Below are 15,980 nucleotides of genomic sequence, written 5' to 3'. Positions count from 1 at the left end.
CACGGAACATGTGTGGAACAGAGTGCGCCCGCAGAAGCCGACAGGCGGCAGCCGCAGGTCAGGGTTATGATCAGCTCATTGCCCAAGCTTCGCACGATGGAGCTGCGCGGCTGAGCCCTCACGGGCCCTTGTGCCACACCAGGCCGTGGAAGACGAACCGGCCGTTGGCCGAGGGCGAGGACGGCAGTGCGATCACCCGGAGCCGGGCGTAGCGACCCTCCCGGCTCCGGGCGCACAGGTGCGTGCCGACCCGCAGCGCGCTGAAGTTCGCCCTGCCGGTCATGCCCTTGGCGTTGCGGCAGGCTGACCAGTCCGGCTCGCCGCCGGTCATCACCGCGAGCTGCGCGCCCAGCGCGGTGGCGATCCCGGTGCCGTCCATGTTCAGGTCGCCGTCCCGCTGGTGCTGCTGCCGCCAGTAGTCCATCCACACCGAGTCATCGCCCGGCGTCGTGTTCAGCGTGACCTCGCGCTGCTCGCTGACCGGCGGCGCCTGCCCGGTGCTCGGACCAGGGGTGTCCCGCCGGTCCTCGCCGGTGGTGGCCGGGGGGAGCGGTGGCCGTTCCGTCGCCGAGCCGCCCGCCGGCGTGGTCCCGGGCGGTGGCCGCCCGGACAGCCCACTGGGACTGGGCGTCGGACTGGACCAGGCGCCCGTCGACGAGCTGGGCGGGGCGTCGGTGGCCGGACCGCTCGACGGCCCGGCGCCGGTTGCCGGTTGCGCGGTGGGCGATGGCCCTGCGGTGTCGCCGGGCACGGCCAGCCACAGCCACGACCCGGCGCCCACCGCCAGCACGCAGCTCAGCGCCAGCAGCGCGCTCGCCGGCCCGCGGTGACCGCCATGCCTGCGGCCCCAGACCAGCCACACCAGCAGGAACAGCCCGGCCAGCAGCAGCACTACCGCCGCCAGCACCCGGACGCCCTGCCACAGCGCCAGTCTGGCCTGCACCACCAGGCCCACCACCGACAAGAGCACGCCGATCGCGGTCAGCAGCTCCTTGCGCACGTCGGCGAAAGCCAGTGCCGTCCCCCGTCCCGGTTCCCCGGGACTCTCCCTGTCTGCCACGTGTCCCCTCGGCTGCCGCGGCCCGTCTCACCGGAAAATGAGCTGAGCCTGTATTCGCGGCCGCCGTGGCCGGTGTTACCCGGTGCCGTTCAGGCCGGGAACTCGTACTCCAGCACGTAGGAACCCGCGTCCAGGGTCATCTCGGTGACCTCGATCGCCTCGCCGGTGGTGGTGAAGGCGGTGCGCACGATCACCACCAGCGGGGTGCCCGGTTCCAGCCGCAGCGCCTTGGCCTCCTCGCCGCGCGGCATCCGGGCCCTGATCTCCTCGCGGAAGGCCGCGGCGGGCTTGCCCAGCTCGCGGAGCCGGGCGTACACGCCGCCGGGGCCGGGATTGGCCCTGGTGAGCGCGGAACCGGCGACCAGCGAGGCCGGGAAGTAGGACACCGACAGCATCACCGGGTGACCGTCCACCAGGTTGCGCCGCCGCCGGGCCCAGACCCGGGCAGGCTCGTGCAGCCCGAGCACCCGCGCCACGTAGTGCGGCGCCTGCTCCTCGGCCACCTCGACGTTGTCGATGGTCAGCGTGCGACCGGTGAGATCGGTCTCCCACCGGCTCGGCCAGGACGCGCTCCGGTCCCCGCGCAGGCGCTGCGGCGAGTTGCGCCTGATCGGCCGGTCGTCCCGGACATAAACCCCCGAACCCCGGCGGGACCAGGTCAGACCCTCGTTCTTCAGTACCTCCAACGCCGCCCGAACCGTCATCCGCGCCGCGCCGTGCCGCTCCATCAGCTCGTTCTCGCCGGGCAAACGCGCGCCGGGCGGGTACTTGCCGCAGGAGATGGCGGTTCGGAGTTCATCGGCTATGCCGCGGAATTTAACCCGGTACGCAGAGCCCGCCTCAGCCACTGGATCGGCCCCTCTCGAGTCGCAGTTGCCGATCGTCAGAGTACTCTCTTTCCGTAATCAACTAGCTACGTTCCGCCTACAAAACCCAGGTCAATCGCTGCTCCAAGTGGGCGGTCTTTTACCCTCGGGAGCTGTGAACACCGCTGTTGAGCTGGACTGGGGGACCACCTACCAGGTCACCGTGCTCGATCTCGGCCTCGCCTGTTGCGGGGTCGAGGTCATGGCCGCCCTGAACGGCTCCGACCTGGCCGGATACGGGATCGACCCGGCAGGCGGCCCGGACCGGGCCCAGGTGCTGGTGGTCTCCGGCACGATCACCGACGTGATGCTGCCCGCGATCCTGGCCACCTACCGCGAACTGCCCGAACCGAAATACGTGCTCTCCGTCGGCGCCTGCTCCAACACCGGCGGCCCGTACTGGGACTCCTACGCGGTCACCAAGGGCATCGACCAGCTGCTGCCGGTGCACGTGGCCGTGCCCGGCTGCCCGCCGCGCCCGGAGGCGCTGCTGGAGGGCATGGTCGCGCTGCACAAGCTGGTGCGGTCGTGACCAGCCTCGCCCTGGCCGAGCAGCTCGCCGCGCTGTCGCCCGAGGTCACCGTGAAGACGGCCTTCGGCCAGAGCACCGCGCACGTGCCGGTCACCGCCTGGGCCACCGCCGCCAGGCAGGCCAGGGACGAGCTGGGCTGCGCCCTGTTCGACTGGCTGGGCGCGGAGGACGCCGGCCGTCCCGGCGCCCTCGGCGGCACGCACGCGGTGACCCTGCACGTGCTGCGGCCGGGCCCGTGGACCGGCCTGCTGCTGCGCACCGAGGTGCCGGCCGGCCAGCCGCTGCCCAGCGTGGCCGCGGTGTGGGCCGGAGCGGCCTGGCACGAGCGGGAGGCGGCCGAGATGTTCGGCCTGGACCTGGCCGAGCACCCCGATCCACGCAGGCTGCTGCTGCCGGATTCGTTCTCCGGGCACCCGCTGCGCAAGGATTTCGTGCTGGCCGCCCGCGTGGTCCGGCCCTGGCCCGGTGCGCTGGAACCCGGCGAGGACGGCACCGGCGCGCCCAGCCGCAGGCGGATCGCGCCACCAGGAGTGCCCGGCCCCGAGTGGGGACCGCGCCGAGAAGAGGGAGCCCAGTGACCACCCAGCCCGAGGACCTGGCGCCGCGCACCCGAGGCGTGATCGCGTTGCTGGAGGCCAACTGCACGGTGTGCATGCTGTGCGCGCGGGAGTGCCCGGACTGGTGCATCCACATCACCTCGCACACCGAGACGGTGGAGACCCCAGGCTCGGCGCGGGCCCGGCAGCGCAACGTGCTGGACCGCTTCGCCATCGACTACGGCCAGTGCCTCTACTGCGGCATCTGCGTGGAGGTCTGCCCGTTCGACGCGCTGCACTGGGCGCCGGACTTCGGCTACCCCGGCACCGGCTCGCCGGAGGGGGCCGGCGCGGTGGCCGAACTGGTGCACGAGCGGGACCGGCTGGGGGAGTGGGTGGCCGCCGCGCCGCCGCCCCCGCCGCTGGACCCGGCCGCCGAAGTGGCCCCGGAGGCAGCGTCCAGGGGCGGTCGGGGCAGCCGCCCAGGAACCTGACGCCTCTTTCACACGTTGACTTCATTGGCAGGCCGATTTGTCCGACCAGGCCAGGAGGAGGTCGAGGGACCCATGCACAAGCACTTCAACGGGCTCAAGACAGCCCTGCTGCTCGGCGGACTCAGCGCGCTGATCGTGCTGATCGGCTCGCTCTTCGGCGGACCGTGGCTGTGGGTGGCGCTCTTCGGCGCGCTGGCCTTCAACGCCTACGCCTACTTCAACTCCGACAAGCTCGCGCTGCGCGCCATGCACGCCAGGCCGGTCTCCCAGTGGGAGCAGCCGGGGATGTACCGGATCGTGCGCGAGCTGGCCACCTCGGCCCGGCAGCCGATGCCGCGGCTCTACATCAGCCCGACCGCCGCGCCCAACGCCTTCGCCACCGGCCGCAACCCGCGCAACGCCGCGGTCTGCTGCACCACCGGCATCCTGGAGCTGCTGGACGAACGCGAGCTGCGCGCGGTGCTCGGGCACGAGCTGGCGCACGTCTACAACCGGGACATTCTCATTTCCTCGGTGGCCGGCGCGCTGGCCAGCGTGGTGACCTTCCTGGCCAACATCGCCATGTTCGCCGGGCTCTTCGGCGGCAGCGACGAGGACCGGCCCGGCCCGCTGGCCGTGCTGCTGATCGCCATCCTGGGCCCGGTGGCCGCGGGCGTGGTGCAGCTCGCGGTGAGCCGCTCCAGGGAGTACCAGGCCGACGAGTCGGGCGCCGCGCTCACCGGCGACCCGCTCGCCCTGGCCTCGGCCCTGCGCAAGCTGGAACTGGGCACCCAGGCCGCGCCGCTGGCGCCCGAGCCGCAGCTGATGTCCCAGTCGCACCTGATGATCGCCAACCCGTTCCGGGCAGGCGAGTCGATGGCACGCTGGTTCTCCACCCACCCGCCGATCCAGGATCGGATCCGGCGGCTGGAGGAGATGGCCAAGCGCGGCAGTTACGGCGGCTACTGACCCGCCGCCGGGCTACTGGGCGGCCGGACCGGCCCCCGCGTTGAGCGCGACGTCCATCACGTACTGCCCGTAACCCGACTTCGCCAGCCCCGCGCCCAGCGCGTAGCAGGCGTCCGCGTCGATGTAGCCCATCCGCAGCGCGATCTCCTCGAGACAGGCGATCCGCACGCCCTGCCGGTGCTCCAGCACCTGCACGAACTGCCCGGCCTCCAGCAGCGAGTCGTGCGTGCCAGTGTCCAGCCAGGCGAAACCACGGCCCAGGTCGAGCAACTTCGCCCGGCCCTGCTTGAGGTAGGCCAGGTTGACGTCGGTGATCTCCAGCTCACCCCGGGGCGACGGCGAGAGCCCCTTGGCGATCTCCACCACCTCGTTGTCGTAGAAGTAGAGCCCGGTGATCGCCCGGTTGGAGCGGGGACGCTTGGGCTTCTCCTCGATGGAGATGAGGTTGCCCTCCTCGTCCGCCTCACCGACGCCGTAGCGCTCGGGGTCCTTCACCGGGTAGCCGAAGAGCACGCAGCCGTCCAGGTTGCCGACGAGCTGCTGGAGCTGCCGGGAGAAGCCCTGGCCGTAGAAGATGTTGTCGCCGAGCACCAGCGCCACGTCGTCGTCGCCGACGAAGTCCGCGCCGATGACGAAGGCCTCGGCCAGTCCGTTGGGCTGCGCCTGCTCCGCGTAGGACAGGCGCAGGCCGAACTGGGACCCGTCACCGAGCAGCCGCTGGAACATCGGCAGGTCGGCGGGGGTGGAGATGAGCAGGATCTCCCGGATGCCGGCGAGCATGAGCGTCGACAACGGGTAATAGACCATGGGCTTGTCGTAGACCGGCAACAGCTGCTTCGACACCGCCTGGGTGATCGGGTGCAGCCGCGTGCCGCTGCCCCCCGCCAGGATGATCCCCTTCATCGCCCCCGCCTTTTCCCTACCGGTAGTTCGTGAACTGGAGCGCGATGCCGAAGTCCTTGGACTTGAGCAGCGCGATGACGTCCTGCAGATGGTCCTTCTTCTTGCCGGTCACCCGCAGCTGATCGCCCTGGATCTGCGCCTGGACCCCCTTGGGAGCCTCATCGCGGATCACCTTGGCGATCTCCTTGGCCTTGTCCGAGGCAATCCCCTCGATGACCTTGCCGGTGACCTTGTAGATCTTCCCCGACAACTGCGGCTCGCCGATCTCGAACGCCTTGAGCGAGATCCCCCGCTTGATCAACTTCTCCTTGAGCACCTCGATCGCCGCCAGGCACCGCTCCTCGGTCTCCGCCTGGATCGCGATCCCGTCCTCACCGACCCAGGTGACCTTCGCGTCGACACCCCGGAAGTCGAACCGGGTGGTCAACTCCTTCCCGGCCTGGTTGACCGCGTTGTCCACCTCCTGCCGCTCGACCTTGCTCACCACGTCGAATGACGGGTCCGCCACGTTGCCGCACCTCTCCCAGCCGTGAACCCGAGCCTCCATCGAGGCTCCTCGCGGGCAAGACGCTACCCGCTGGATACCCGCTTGCACGCCCCTGCCCAGGGGTATGTAAGCTTGTCCCCGCAGCCGAGAGATCAGCTGCACGGCAGGTTGCCCGAGTGGCCAAAGGGAACGGACTGTAAATCCGTCGCGAAAGCTTCGAAGGTTCGAATCCTTCACCTGCCACAACAGCCAGAACAGCCCCCGGCCCCACCAGGCCGGGGGCTGTTCTTTTTGGCGTCGGCTGAACGTGGAGGGGAGCCATGCGGCGGACCGGGTTCATCTACATCCCGCAGGAATCCAGGGACAACCTGGAAATCGGACTGGCCCGAGGCGTGTGGGGGTGGAAAGACCAGGCGATGGCCCGCCAGGACGGGACGTCGAAGATCCGCCCGTTCGAGTTCGGCGACTACGTGGTGTTCGGCACAGGCGGCCCGAATCCGCGGATCTCCACCGAGCGCTACCGGGACGAGGCAACGCTCACCCGGATGGTGCTGGCCACGGTCGTCCGGCCGCTCTACCAGGACGACCGGCCGGTCTGGCCGGGTGAGTTCCCGCACCGGATGGACCTGGAGTTCCTGGTCGACCACTCCGGCTCGTTCACCGCCGCCGAACTCGGCGACGGCGCGCTCGAGGCGCTGCGGCAGTCGGCGAACCGGATCGGCCTGCTGGTGCCCGGCGATGGGCTGCGGGCAGTCGGGTACCTCGGCGAGTTCCCCCGGATCACCACTTCGGCGCCGCCGCTGACCGGAGTTCCCGCCACGCACCGGACCCAGCGGTACGGCCAGGTGCGCGAGGTCCGGCCGGGGCTGGAGCTGCCCACCCTGGCGGATTGGGAGCAGCGGAAGGTCCACCGGGACCCGGTGGCCGTGGTGTGCGGGGACCGGACCGACGGGGCGGAGTCCCTGGTACTCGCGGCGGAACCCGACCCGGCACAACCGGAGGCCGACCTGGTCCACGTCGTCGGCCCCGATGCCCCCGCCACCGCCAACGCCGTGCTGACCAAGAGCCGGGACAACGGCAAATCGGTCCGGGTGCTGAGCCCCTCCACCGGCGGCTTCCGCTACCTCGGCCTCTACCAGGTCGTCGACAACTACCTGGTCCACCAGGCGGGAGGCGCCGAGACCCACCACGTGCTGTCCCGGCTGGCTGAGCCGAAGGCGGGCACGGACCAGCCGGAGACCCGCACCGCGGTGGTCACCCGCCGGATCCGCTCCACCGCCGTGGCGGAGCAGGTGAAGGTCTTCTACAACCACACCTGCCAGGTCTGCCGGACCCGGCTGGTCGCGGCGGGCCGCGCCTACGCCGAGGGTGCGCACATCCGCCCGCTCGGTGGCAGGCACGAGGGCCCGGACCGGATCGAGAACATCCTCTGTCTCTGCCCGAACTGCCACACGCTGTTCGACCTCGGCGGCATCGTGATCGGCCAGGATCTCAAGGTGCACCAGGAGAACGTGATGCCCTTCGACCTGCACCGGATCCCGCAGCACGCCATCGACCTGGCCCAGCTCGCCTACCACTGGTCGCTGCACCGCTCGAAATCCCGAACCACCTGAACCATCCGCCGCGCACATCCGTACGGGGGTGTGTGGCTGGGCCGTCAGGCGGAGTTCCGCCATGCCCGAACCCGGGCACTATGGCCGCACCAAGTCTCCTGGAGGCGCCATGACGCTGACTCCCGAGGACGTGCGTGATGTCCGGTTCCACCGGCCGCCGCCGGATGCGAAGGGGTATGACGAGCCGCCGGTGGACGCGTTCCTGGAGCGGATCGCCGGCACGTTGCGTGGGCGGGACACCATTACCGCGCAGGATGTCCTGAAAGCGCGGTTCCCGCCCGCGGTGGTGGATGGCAACGGGTATGACCGGGACGAGGTCGAGTTGTTCCTCGATCTGGTGGCCACCGTGCTGGAGCAGCGGGCGCTGGCCGAGCAGGGCAGGCTGACCGCCGCCGATGTGGCCGAGGTGGGGTTCCAGCGGCCCAAACCCGGGGTCATCGGGTACGACGAGCGGCAGGTGGACGCGTTCCTGGCGCGGGTGCAGGCGACGTTGCGTGGGGCGGATGACCTGACGCCGCAGGATGTCCAGGCGGTGGAGTTCGCGGCGGCGACGGTGGGGCTGGGCGGGTATGACCGGGGTGGGGTGGACGCCTTCCTCGACCAGGTGGCGCTGACCCTGCAACGGGCCGCCGCGGCGCCCCGGCCGCAGCTGGTTCCCGTCCGCGGTGGGCCCTCGCCCGCGACGCTGACCGCGGCGGACGTGCACAACGTGGGGTTCCACCTGGTGGGGGCCGGGGCGGGGCGCCGCGGTTACGACGAGGACGAGGTGGACGGCTTCCTCGACCGGATCGAGGGCACCCTGCTCGGTGCGGACACCCTCACCCCGCACGACGTGCGCCGGGTGCGCTTCACCGAGCACCCCGGCACCGGCTACGACCCCGACGAGGTGGATGCCTTCCTCAATCTGGTCGAGGTGCACCTGCGCCGCCGCTACGGGCAGAACACCGGCTAGAACCGGGGCAGCTTCAGCAGTTCCTGGCTCAGCTGACCGCCGGTCTCGGTGCTCAGGTACCTGCCGCCGACCGCGACCACCTCGACCTTGGACCAGCCGCTCCAGACGAACACCCGCCAGCCGCGCCGGAGGCGGCCGACCATGGTCGCGGTGCTGTCGGTGTCCCACTCACTGCTGTTGTCCGCGTTCTGCCAGCGCACGGACTGGATGTGCCGGTAGGTCTCGCCACCGCTCAGGTGGATGTGCGTGATGCGAACCTCCACGAGCCGGACCTCCTGTTGATTGTGATCTCCAGGTGGTCTGTCCATCGTGGACAGTCGTGGCTCGGTTAACCGGCGTCATCGTCCTGTGTCCGTGCTGTAGTCGACCGTGTCCGGACCGTGGCCGTTCCGCGTCAGTACGGCGGGGTCAGGGCTGGGCCGGGCCGCTGCCCGCGCCGGTGCGCTCGATCGCCGCGGTGATCTCGGCCAGGTCGGCCGCGGTCAGCTCCAGCGATCCCGCCGGCAGCCAGCCGTCGATCTGCGCCGGGTTGCGGGCGCCCACGATCGCGCCGGTGACCCCCGGCCAGGACAGCGTCCAGGCCACCGCGACCGCGCCCTGGCCTACCCCGTGCCGCTGTGCCACCGGCCGTAGGGCTTCGGCCAGTGCGAGGTTGGCGGTCAGGCCGGTGCCGGTGAAGTCGGCGCTGCGGGAGCGCCAGTCGTCGGCGGGCAGCCCGGCCGCGCGCCCGGCGCTGAACGCGCCGGTGAGCAGACCGGCCTGCATCGGGCTGTAGACGATCACGCCGGTGCCGTTTTCGGCGCACCACGGCAGTTCGGCCGCGCCCACCCCGCGCCGGATCGCGGAGAACGGCGGCTGCAGGGTGTCCACGTGCCCGAGCTTCTCGGCCAGGGCGAGCTGCTCGGCGCTGTGGTTGGACAGCCCGGCCGCGCGGATCTTGCCCTCCGCCTTGAGGTCCAGCAGCGTCTGCCAGTAGTCCTCGACGCTCGCGCCGTCATCGGCCGGCCAGTGCATCTGGTACAGGTCGATCCGCTCCACGCGCAGGCGGCGCAGCGACTGCTCGACCTCCCGGCGGATGCTCGCCGGCGCGCCCGCCCTGGCCGGTTCCTCGCCGGGGTTCGCGGGATCCCAGACCATGCCGCACTTGGTGAAGACGTACGGCCGCTCGTTCTCCGGGATGTCCCGCAGGGCCGCGGCGACCACTTCCTCGGAGTGGCCGAGGCCGTAGACCGCGGCGGTGTCGATCCAGTTCACCCCGGCCGAGATCGCGTGCCGGATGGCCGCGATTGAATCCGCGTCGTCCTGGGCACCCCAGCCGTAGGCCCAGTCCGCGCCGCCGATGGCCCATGCGCCGAAGCCGACCCTGGTGATGTCCAGACCGGTGCTGCCGAGGGGGACGGTGGGAAGTGCTCCGCTTGTCATGTCGCCGATTCTTCTTCGAGACATTCACGCAGTCCAATAGAGGAAAAAGATGCCATTCAGCAGCTGGCGTGATGAGAGTACGGGCGTACGGAACGGCCTGGAGCTGTGGGCGAAACCACGCGGAGTGACCCTTGCGGTGGGCGAATGTTCACACTCTGGGCCGGTTGACCTTCATCTGATCGGGCTAAGTTGCAGGTCAAAGCTACCGCTGTCATTGCGCTGATCCCCCATCTGTGACACCACTACCCGGGCGCCTTCGCCAGGTGGGTGAGAACGCTCCGTCATCGCTCTGGTCAAGCGGCCGTACGTCAGTCACGATCGGCTGTTGATGCGGTTTGCAAGCTGCAAATCGAGGTGTAAGGAGGGTGGATGTCGGATCGCCGACGGCCACTGGACCCGGACTCGCCCCCTGACGCCCCGCGTCCGCTGGCGAGCCCGCTGGACCACGCCGCCCGCGGCCGGGCATTCACCCGGTTCTCCCTTGTCGTGCTCTTCGTCGGTCTGGCCGCGGCCGCCGCGGTGTCCTGGTGGCTGCCCACCGAACTGGACCCGCAGCTGCTCTGGATCGGCCCGCTGCTGGCCGCCGCCTTCCTGCTGGCCGAACAGCTGACCATCGACGTCGACGTGCGCACCGTCGGCTGGACCATCTCCTTCACCGAGATCCCGCTCGTCATCGGCCTGCTGGTGGCCCCCTTCGAAGTGGTGCTGGCCGCGCACCTGGTCGCCGGGCTCGGCGCCCAGCTCGGCCGCCGCGGCGGCGACCACGTGCTCTACAACGCGGGCGTCATGTGCCTGGAGATCGCGGTCCCGTTCACCGTGGCCACCCTGGTCCAGCGCGCCATCACCGACGGCCCGGCCTGGCTCGGCGCGGTTTTCGGCACCGTCACCTCGCCCCTGGTCAGCGTGATCTTCGCGCTGGCCGCGGTGTACGTGCTCGGCGGCGAGATGCGGGTGGCCGGCGCCGCCCGGCTCGGCCTGCGCACCCTGGTCATCGGCCTGCTCAACACCTCGACCGGCCTGGTCGGCTACGAGATCGTGCGCAGCACCGCCTGGGGCTGGGTGCTGGTGGTCCTGGTCTCGGCCGCGCTGGTGCTGCTCTACCGCGCCTACTCCGGCCTGCTGCGCGATCAGCGCGACCTGGAGGCGCTCAGCGACGTCAGCCTCACCGTCGCCCGCTCCGGCCAGCAGGCGGTCAGCAGACCCGCGGGCGCGGACCAGAACTACAGCGAACTGCACACCCCGACCAGCACGGTCGAATGGCAGCAGATCGCCGAGCGGATCCGCGAGCAGCTCAACGCCACCAGGGTGGTGCTGCACCTGCGCCCCGACCCGCCCGCCGGCGTGCGCACCCTGGTCGCGGGCGAACCACTGCCCGAGGGCGCCCCGGCCAGCGACGCGGTCGAACTGCGCGACGACCCCATGTTGCAGCTGCCCGGCAGCCACGTCCGCTACTTCCGCACCGTGGACGCCGCCGACGACGTGCGCGAGGCCCTGCAACGGCGCGGCGCGCACGAGGCGCTGGTGGTCCCGCTGCGCGGCGCGCACCAGCTGCTCGGCGCGGTCGAGACGCACGACCGGCTCAGCCGCTGGCGCGGGTTCGGCCGGGCCGACGTGCGGCTGTTGCGCACCCTGGCCAGCCACCTGGCCACCGCGCTGGACAACCGGCGACTGCTCGCCCGGCTCCGGCACGACGCCTACCACGACCCGCTCACCGGGCTGCTCAACCGGCCCGGCCTGCGCGAGGCCGCCGCCGAACCACTGCGGCAGTCCCCGCGCTCGGTGGTCATCCGGCTCGACCTCGACGTGCTCAGCCAGGTCAGCGACGCCCTCGGGCATGCCTGGGGCGACCGCATGGTGGTGGCCGCGGGCCGCCGCATCCGGGAGGCCCTCGGCGCCGAGGTGCCGCTCGCGCGCCTGGAGGGCGGCACCTTCGCCGCGCTGCTGGTGGACTGCACCACCGAGGCCGCGCACGGCATCGCGGAGAAACTGCGCGCCCAGGTCGCCGCGCCCTACCCGGTGGAACGGCTCACCGTGGAGGCCACCGCGGTGGTCGGCTACGTGCCCACCATCGCCGAGGACGGCAGCCCGGTGCAGGACGTGGACACCCTGCTCCAGCACGCCGACGTGGCCGTGCGCGCGGCCCGCTCCAGCGGGGACGCGGTGCGCAGCTACCTGCCCAGCATGACCCAGGGCTTCCTGCGCCGCTTCCAGCTCGTCACCCAGTTCCGGCACGCGCTGGACAGCGGTCAGGTGCAGGTGCACTACCAGCCCAAGGTGGCCCTGCCCAGCCGCGAGGTGGTCGGGGTGGAGGCGCTGGTCCGCTGGGTGCACCCGGAGTTCGGGCGGGTCGACCCGGACGAGTTCGTGCCGGCGGTGGAGGCCACCGGCCTGGTGGACGCGCTCACCGGGTTCGTCATGGAATGCGCGCTGATCCGCATCCGCAAGTGGCTGGACCGCGGGCTGCGGCTGTCCGTCGCGGTCAACCTCTCGGTGCGCAACCTGGAGGACGAGACCTTCCCGGACAAGGTCGCCGACGCGCTGCGCCGGCACGACGTGCCGCCCAGGCTGCTCACCTTCGAGCTGACCGAGTCCGGCGTGATGGCCGACCCGGAACGCTGCCTGCCGGTGCTGCGCAGGCTGCACGGGCTCGGCGTGGTGCTGGCCGTTGACGACTTCGGCACCGGCTACTCCTCGCTGGCCTACCTGCGCCAGCTGCCGGTGGACGAGGTGAAGATCGACAAGAGCTTCGTGCTCGGCATGGGCACCGACCTCGGCGACCTGGCCGTGGTCCGCTCCATCGTCGAACTCGGGCACTCCCTCGGCCTGCAGGTGGTCGCCGAGGGCGTTGAGGAGGACGCGGCCAAGGAGGCGCTGGTGCGCATGGGCTGCGACATCGCCCAGGGCTACCTGATCTCCCGGCCGCTGTCCGAGGACCGCTTCGAGGCCTGGTTGCGGGCGCGCACGGTGCGCGCGCGGGGCAGGCACGACGAGATGGTGCTCACGTTGGTCCGCTGACCCACCCCCCGATTTCGCTTCTGGGGGAGGCCTGTTGTAAAGTTCTCCACGTCCAGCCGGGAGGGCAACAACCTCCAAGCGGGACAAGCGCAACGCCCCAATAGCTCAGTCGGTAGAGCGTCTCCATGGTAAGGAGAAGGTCTACGGTTCGATTCCGTATTGGGGCTCTACGGGTGGGCCGGGGTGATCATCCAATGATCGCCACGGCCTGTCCGTGTGAGGGGACCTAGTCTCCTCGGATAGCGGTGTAGCTCAGCCTGGTAGAGCAAACGGCTCATAATCGTTGTGTCGCCGGTTCAAGTCCGGCCACCGCTACGCGAATGGTTGGACTGTGCCTGCCGCCCTTGGGGCTGCAGGCGGGTTCGCTTCCGCATCACACTGGGGGCCGAGCCCCCAGACCCCCAGCCGGGGGTGTGCCCCCGGACCCCCCGCTTCCGTGGCGGGGCCGGTTTTCCGAGTTGGTTTGGGAGGGCTGCCCTGTGGCTGCTACTGATGTTCGGCCGAAGATCACTCTGGCTTGCGAGGAGTGCAAGCACCGGAACTACATCACCAAGAAGAACCGGCGCAACGACCCGGATCGCTTGGAGATCAAGAAGTTCTGCCCGAACTGCGGCACGCACCGTGCGCACAAGGAAACTCGCTGAGCGTAGTCCCTGCTTGTGGGCTATAAGACATTCAAGACTGCTGGCTGAGAGGCTGCCCTGTTCGGAGCAGGGCAGCTTCTTTGTTTCCGGGTACTCTGCCCGCCGTGGCGCTTAACCAGTCTTTCGTAGGACGCTCATACCGGCTTCCCTGGGTCTACGAAGTCGGCCGCGAGGGCATCCGTGACCTCGCGTACGCGATCGGCGACCTGAACCGGGCCTACCGCGACCCCGAGGTCGCCAAGAGCTTCGGGCACGCCGACATCGTCGCGACCCCGACCTTCGCTACCGTGCTCGCCGTCCGCTCCCACCACGTGGTGACCGACGACCCCGAGCTGGGCATGGACTACAGCCGGATGATGCACAGCAGTCAGCGGTTCATCAACCACCGGCCGATCAAGCCCGGCGACCGCCTCGTCTGCGAGGTGCACGTGGACGACATCTCCTCGCGCATGGGCAACGACTACATCACCCTGCGCTCCGAGCTGCTGACCGAGGACGGCGAGGCGATCTGTTCGGCCATCGCCACCCTGATCGTCCGCGGCGAGAAGCCGGTTGCCGCCCAGGAGGGGGACTCCGCATGAGCATCGCGACCACGCTGCCGCGTTACGGCGACGTCGAGAAGGGCCTCCAGCTGCCCTCGCTGGAGCTGCGGATCACCCGCCGCGACCTCGTGCGCTACGCCGGGGTGTCCACCGACTGCAACACCATCCACTGGAGCGACCGGGCCGCCAAGGCCGCCGGGCTGCCAGGGGTGGTCGCACACGGTCTGCTGACCATGGCCATGGTGGCCAGGATCGTCTCGGACTGGACCGGCGACCCGGCCGCGATCATCGACTACCAGGTGCGCTTCGGCCGCCCGGTGGTCGTGCCCGACGACGACGAGGGCGCCACCGTCGAGGTCACCGCCAAGATCGGTGAGAAGCGGGACGACAACACCGTGCGGGTGGACATCACCGCCCGGTTCGGTGGGCAGTCGATCTTCGGGCGGGCCTACGCCATCGTGCGTCTGGCCTGAGGTGGGTTGAAGCTGACACGCTGATGGGGCGCCCTGGTCTGTGCGACCGGGGCGCCCCGTCGGCGTTTTCGGGAGTTGGTCAGCGGGCCTCTGACAGCAGGTCGGCGAGGCGGGTCACGCCGGTGACCAGGTCTTCCTCGCCCAGGGCGTAGGAGAGGCGGAAGTAGCCGGGGGTGCCGAAGGCCTCGCCGGGGACCACCGCGACCTCGGCCTCTTCCAGGGCCAGTTCGGCCAGTTCCAGGCTGGTGGCGGGGCGGCGGCCGCGGATCTGTTTGCCGAGGATCTCGCGGACCGAGGGGTAGGCGTAGAACGCGCCCTGGGGGGTCGGGCAGGTCATGCCGGGGATCTTGCTCAGCAGGTCGACCATCAGGCCGCGGCGGCGGTCGAAGGCCTCGCGCATGCGTAGCACCGCGTCCAGTGGGCCGGAGACCGCGGCCAGAGCGGCCCGCTGGGTCACGTTGGCGACGTTGGAGCACAGGTGTGACTGGAGGTTGGTCGCGGCCGTCACGACATCGCTGGGGCCCAGCAGCCAGCCTGCCCGCCAGCCGGTCATCGCGTAGGTCTTGGCCACCCCGTTGACCACCACCCAGCGGTCGGCCAGCTCTGGCGCGACCACCGGCATCGAGACGTGCTCGGCGCCGCCGTAGACCAGGTGCTCGTAGATCTCGTCGGCCAGCACCCAGACGTCGTTGGCCGCCGCCCAGCGGCCGATCGCGGCCACCTGCTCCGGCGGGTAGACCGCGCCGGTGGGGTTGGACGGCGAGCAGAACAGCAGCACCTTGGTGCGCGGGGTGCGCGCGGCCTCCAGCTGTTCGACGGTGGCCAGGTAGCCGGTGGACTCATCGGTCGGCACCACCACCGGCAGGCCGCCTGCCAGCGTGATCGCCTCGGGGTAGGTGGTCCAGTACGGCGCGGGCAGCAGCACCTCGTCGCCGGGGTCGAGCAGGGTGGCGAAGGCGGTGTAGACGGCCTGCTTGCCGCCGTTGGTGACCAGCACCTGACTGGGCTGGATCTCCAGGCCGGAGTCCCTGCGGGTCTTGTCCGCGATCGCCGCGCGCAGCTCGGGCAGGCCGCCCGGCGGGCTGTAGCGGTGGTTGCGGGTGTCCCGGCAGGCCGCCTCGGCCGCCGCGACAATGGGTTCGGGGGTGGGGAAGTCGGGTTCACCCGCGCCGAAGCCGATCACCGGCCGGCCCGCGGCCTGCAGGGCCTTGGCCCGGCTGTCCACGGCGAGGGTGGCGGAGGGGGCGATGCCGCCGATCCGCGCTGAGATGCGTGCGCCCATGAGAGGCATCGTGGCAGAGGACACCCGCCGGAACCGGCTGCTTTTCGCCGCCGACACCCCCTCCGACCACGCGGTTGGGGACTTCGGTGAGGTGTGCTCTACACTCATCGAACTGGGACGTCCGAACACCGAGCCCCACGCCCCACGTGGGGGTGGTGGAGGGCGGCCTAAATCGCGGTTGGGCAGTCTGTAAACTGAGTGCCGGATTGCG

The 15,980-nt window shown here is 70.6% G+C and carries 17 protein-coding genes and 3 tRNA genes; 13 read left to right on the top strand and 7 right to left on the bottom strand.

The features are described 5' to 3' along the window. Positions 1 to 118: 118 nt before the first annotated feature. Together HNR67_RS02620 and HNR67_RS02615 are read right to left on the bottom strand one after the other, a co-directional pair. On the bottom strand, positions 119 to 1,060 hold the full coding sequence (locus HNR67_RS02620; RefSeq protein WP_185000532.1) for a hypothetical protein: 942 nt from the start codon (positions 1,058 to 1,060) through the stop codon (positions 119 to 121). A gap of 89 nt (positions 1,061 to 1,149) precedes the next feature. Then, the gene (locus tag HNR67_RS02615; protein ID WP_185000530.1) at positions 1,150 to 1,908 is read right to left on the bottom strand and encodes a GntR family transcriptional regulator; all 759 of its coding nucleotides are present in this window, start codon (positions 1,906 to 1,908) and stop codon (positions 1,150 to 1,152) included. A 133-nt stretch (positions 1,909 to 2,041) separates the two neighbouring features. Between HNR67_RS02615 and HNR67_RS02610 the strand changes: the two genes are divergently transcribed. From HNR67_RS02610 to htpX, 4 genes are all read left to right on the top strand, one after another. Next, positions 2,042 to 2,458, top strand: a complete 417-nt coding sequence (locus HNR67_RS02610; RefSeq protein WP_312986268.1) for an NADH-quinone oxidoreductase subunit B — start codon at positions 2,042 to 2,044, stop codon at positions 2,456 to 2,458. Further along, a complete protein-coding gene (locus HNR67_RS02605) occupies positions 2,455 to 3,036 on the top strand; it encodes an NADH-quinone oxidoreductase subunit C (protein ID WP_185000526.1) in 582 nt (193 codons plus the stop codon). Before HNR67_RS02610 ends, HNR67_RS02605 begins: the two co-directional genes overlap by 4 nt. Continuing rightward, positions 3,033 to 3,488 (top strand): 4Fe-4S binding protein, encoded by a 456-nt coding sequence (locus tag HNR67_RS02600; protein WP_312986266.1) that lies wholly within the window; start codon positions 3,033 to 3,035, stop codon positions 3,486 to 3,488. The genes HNR67_RS02605 and HNR67_RS02600 overlap by 4 nt, the downstream gene beginning before the upstream one ends. Before the next feature lie 72 nt (positions 3,489 to 3,560). Next, positions 3,561 to 4,436 (top strand): zinc metalloprotease HtpX, encoded by an 876-nt coding sequence (htpX, locus tag HNR67_RS02595; protein ID WP_185000524.1) that lies wholly within the window; start codon positions 3,561 to 3,563, stop codon positions 4,434 to 4,436. 12 nt (positions 4,437 to 4,448) lie between these two features. Here htpX and rfbA read toward each other — a convergent pair whose 3' ends face one another. Beyond that, positions 4,449 to 5,339, bottom strand: a complete 891-nt coding sequence (gene rfbA / locus HNR67_RS02590; protein WP_185000522.1) for a glucose-1-phosphate thymidylyltransferase RfbA — start codon at positions 5,337 to 5,339, stop codon at positions 4,449 to 4,451. A 16-nt stretch (positions 5,340 to 5,355) separates the two neighbouring features. Then, positions 5,356 to 5,847, bottom strand: a complete 492-nt coding sequence (locus HNR67_RS02585; RefSeq protein WP_185000520.1) for a YajQ family cyclic di-GMP-binding protein — start codon at positions 5,845 to 5,847, stop codon at positions 5,356 to 5,358. A 141-nt stretch (positions 5,848 to 5,988) separates the two neighbouring features. Between HNR67_RS02585 and HNR67_RS02580 the strand changes: the two genes are divergently transcribed. The 3 genes from HNR67_RS02580 to HNR67_RS45510 all read left to right on the top strand — a co-directional run bounded on the left by HNR67_RS02580 (position 5,989) and on the right by HNR67_RS45510 (position 8,391). After that, positions 5,989 to 6,069: transfer RNA gene (locus HNR67_RS02580), tRNA-Tyr, on the top strand. 77 nt (positions 6,070 to 6,146) lie between these two features. Then, positions 6,147 to 7,439 (top strand): HNH endonuclease, encoded by a 1,293-nt coding sequence (locus HNR67_RS02575; RefSeq protein WP_185000519.1) that lies wholly within the window; start codon positions 6,147 to 6,149, stop codon positions 7,437 to 7,439. A 109-nt stretch (positions 7,440 to 7,548) separates the two neighbouring features. Beyond that, a complete protein-coding gene (locus tag HNR67_RS45510) occupies positions 7,549 to 8,391 on the top strand; it encodes a DivIVA domain-containing protein (RefSeq protein ID WP_185000517.1) in 843 nt (280 codons plus the stop codon). Here the strand turns inward: HNR67_RS45510 and HNR67_RS02565 are convergent. Beyond that, on the bottom strand, positions 8,388 to 8,654 hold the full coding sequence (locus HNR67_RS02565; protein WP_185000515.1) for a DUF3892 domain-containing protein: 267 nt from the start codon (positions 8,652 to 8,654) through the stop codon (positions 8,388 to 8,390). The two genes, HNR67_RS45510 and HNR67_RS02565, sit on opposite strands and share 4 nt — an antisense overlap. 145 nt (positions 8,655 to 8,799) lie before the next feature. Then, positions 8,800 to 9,813, bottom strand: a complete 1,014-nt coding sequence (locus HNR67_RS02560; protein ID WP_185000513.1) for an aldo/keto reductase — start codon at positions 9,811 to 9,813, stop codon at positions 8,800 to 8,802. 369 nt (positions 9,814 to 10,182) lie between these two features. On the opposite strand from HNR67_RS02560, the gene HNR67_RS02555 reads away from it, so the two are divergent. From HNR67_RS02555 to HNR67_RS02530, 6 genes are all read left to right on the top strand, one after another. After that, positions 10,183 to 12,828 (top strand): putative bifunctional diguanylate cyclase/phosphodiesterase, encoded by a 2,646-nt coding sequence (locus tag HNR67_RS02555; RefSeq protein ID WP_185000512.1) that lies wholly within the window; start codon positions 10,183 to 10,185, stop codon positions 12,826 to 12,828. A gap of 94 nt (positions 12,829 to 12,922) precedes the next feature. Next, positions 12,923 to 12,995: transfer RNA gene (locus HNR67_RS02550), tRNA-Thr, on the top strand. 74 nt (positions 12,996 to 13,069) lie between these two features. Next, positions 13,070 to 13,143 (top strand) — tRNA-Met (locus HNR67_RS02545). Between the two features lie 5 nt (positions 13,144 to 13,148). After that, the gene (rpmG, locus tag HNR67_RS46595) at positions 13,149 to 13,472 is read left to right on the top strand and encodes a 50S ribosomal protein L33 (protein WP_407645107.1); all 324 of its coding nucleotides are present in this window, start codon (positions 13,149 to 13,151) and stop codon (positions 13,470 to 13,472) included. A gap of 104 nt (positions 13,473 to 13,576) precedes the next feature. Next, positions 13,577 to 14,053 carry an FAS1-like dehydratase domain-containing protein gene (locus tag HNR67_RS02535; protein WP_185000509.1) on the top strand — a complete coding sequence of 159 codons (477 nt, stop codon included), beginning with the start codon at positions 13,577 to 13,579 and terminating at the stop codon, positions 14,051 to 14,053. Continuing rightward, entirely contained in the window at positions 14,050 to 14,487 is a 438-nt protein-coding gene (locus HNR67_RS02530) for a MaoC/PaaZ C-terminal domain-containing protein (RefSeq protein ID WP_185000507.1), read from the top strand. Before HNR67_RS02535 ends, HNR67_RS02530 begins: the two co-directional genes overlap by 4 nt. A 79-nt stretch (positions 14,488 to 14,566) precedes the next feature. Here the strand turns inward: HNR67_RS02530 and HNR67_RS02525 are convergent, their stop codons facing one another. Further along, entirely contained in the window at positions 14,567 to 15,769 is a 1,203-nt protein-coding gene (locus tag HNR67_RS02525) for a pyridoxal phosphate-dependent aminotransferase (protein WP_246492448.1), read from the bottom strand. Positions 15,770 to 15,980: the final 211 nt, after the last annotated feature.

Origin of the sequence: Crossiella cryophila (assembly GCF_014204915.1) — a bacterium.
In the GTDB taxonomy this organism is placed as follows: domain Bacteria; phylum Actinomycetota; class Actinomycetes; order Mycobacteriales; family Pseudonocardiaceae; genus Crossiella; species Crossiella cryophila.
This window is presented reverse-complemented; position numbering and strand designations above follow the sequence as displayed.

Excerpts from the sequence above, each read along its gene's own strand:
- htpX (WP_185000524.1), top strand. The coding sequence starts at position 3,561 with ATGCACAAGCACTTCAACGGGCTCAAGACAGCCCTGCTGCTCGGCGGA.
- rfbA (WP_185000522.1), bottom strand. The coding sequence starts at position 5,339 with ATGAAGGGGATCATCCTGGCGGGGGGCAGCGGCACGCGGCTGCACCCG.
- HNR67_RS02575 (WP_185000519.1), top strand. The coding sequence starts at position 6,147 with ATGCGGCGGACCGGGTTCATCTACATCCCGCAGGAATCCAGGGACAAC.
- HNR67_RS45510 (WP_185000517.1), top strand. The coding sequence starts at position 7,549 with ATGACGCTGACTCCCGAGGACGTGCGTGATGTCCGGTTCCACCGGCCG.
- HNR67_RS02560 (WP_185000513.1), bottom strand. The coding sequence starts at position 9,813 with ATGACAAGCGGAGCACTTCCCACCGTCCCCCTCGGCAGCACCGGTCTG.
- HNR67_RS02555 (WP_185000512.1), top strand. The coding sequence starts at position 10,183 with ATGTCGGATCGCCGACGGCCACTGGACCCGGACTCGCCCCCTGACGCC.
- rpmG (WP_407645107.1), top strand. The coding sequence starts at position 13,149 with ATGGTTGGACTGTGCCTGCCGCCCTTGGGGCTGCAGGCGGGTTCGCTT.
- HNR67_RS02530 (WP_185000507.1), top strand. The coding sequence starts at position 14,050 with ATGAGCATCGCGACCACGCTGCCGCGTTACGGCGACGTCGAGAAGGGC.
- HNR67_RS02525 (WP_246492448.1), bottom strand. The coding sequence starts at position 15,769 with ATGGGCGCACGCATCTCAGCGCGGATCGGCGGCATCGCCCCCTCCGCC.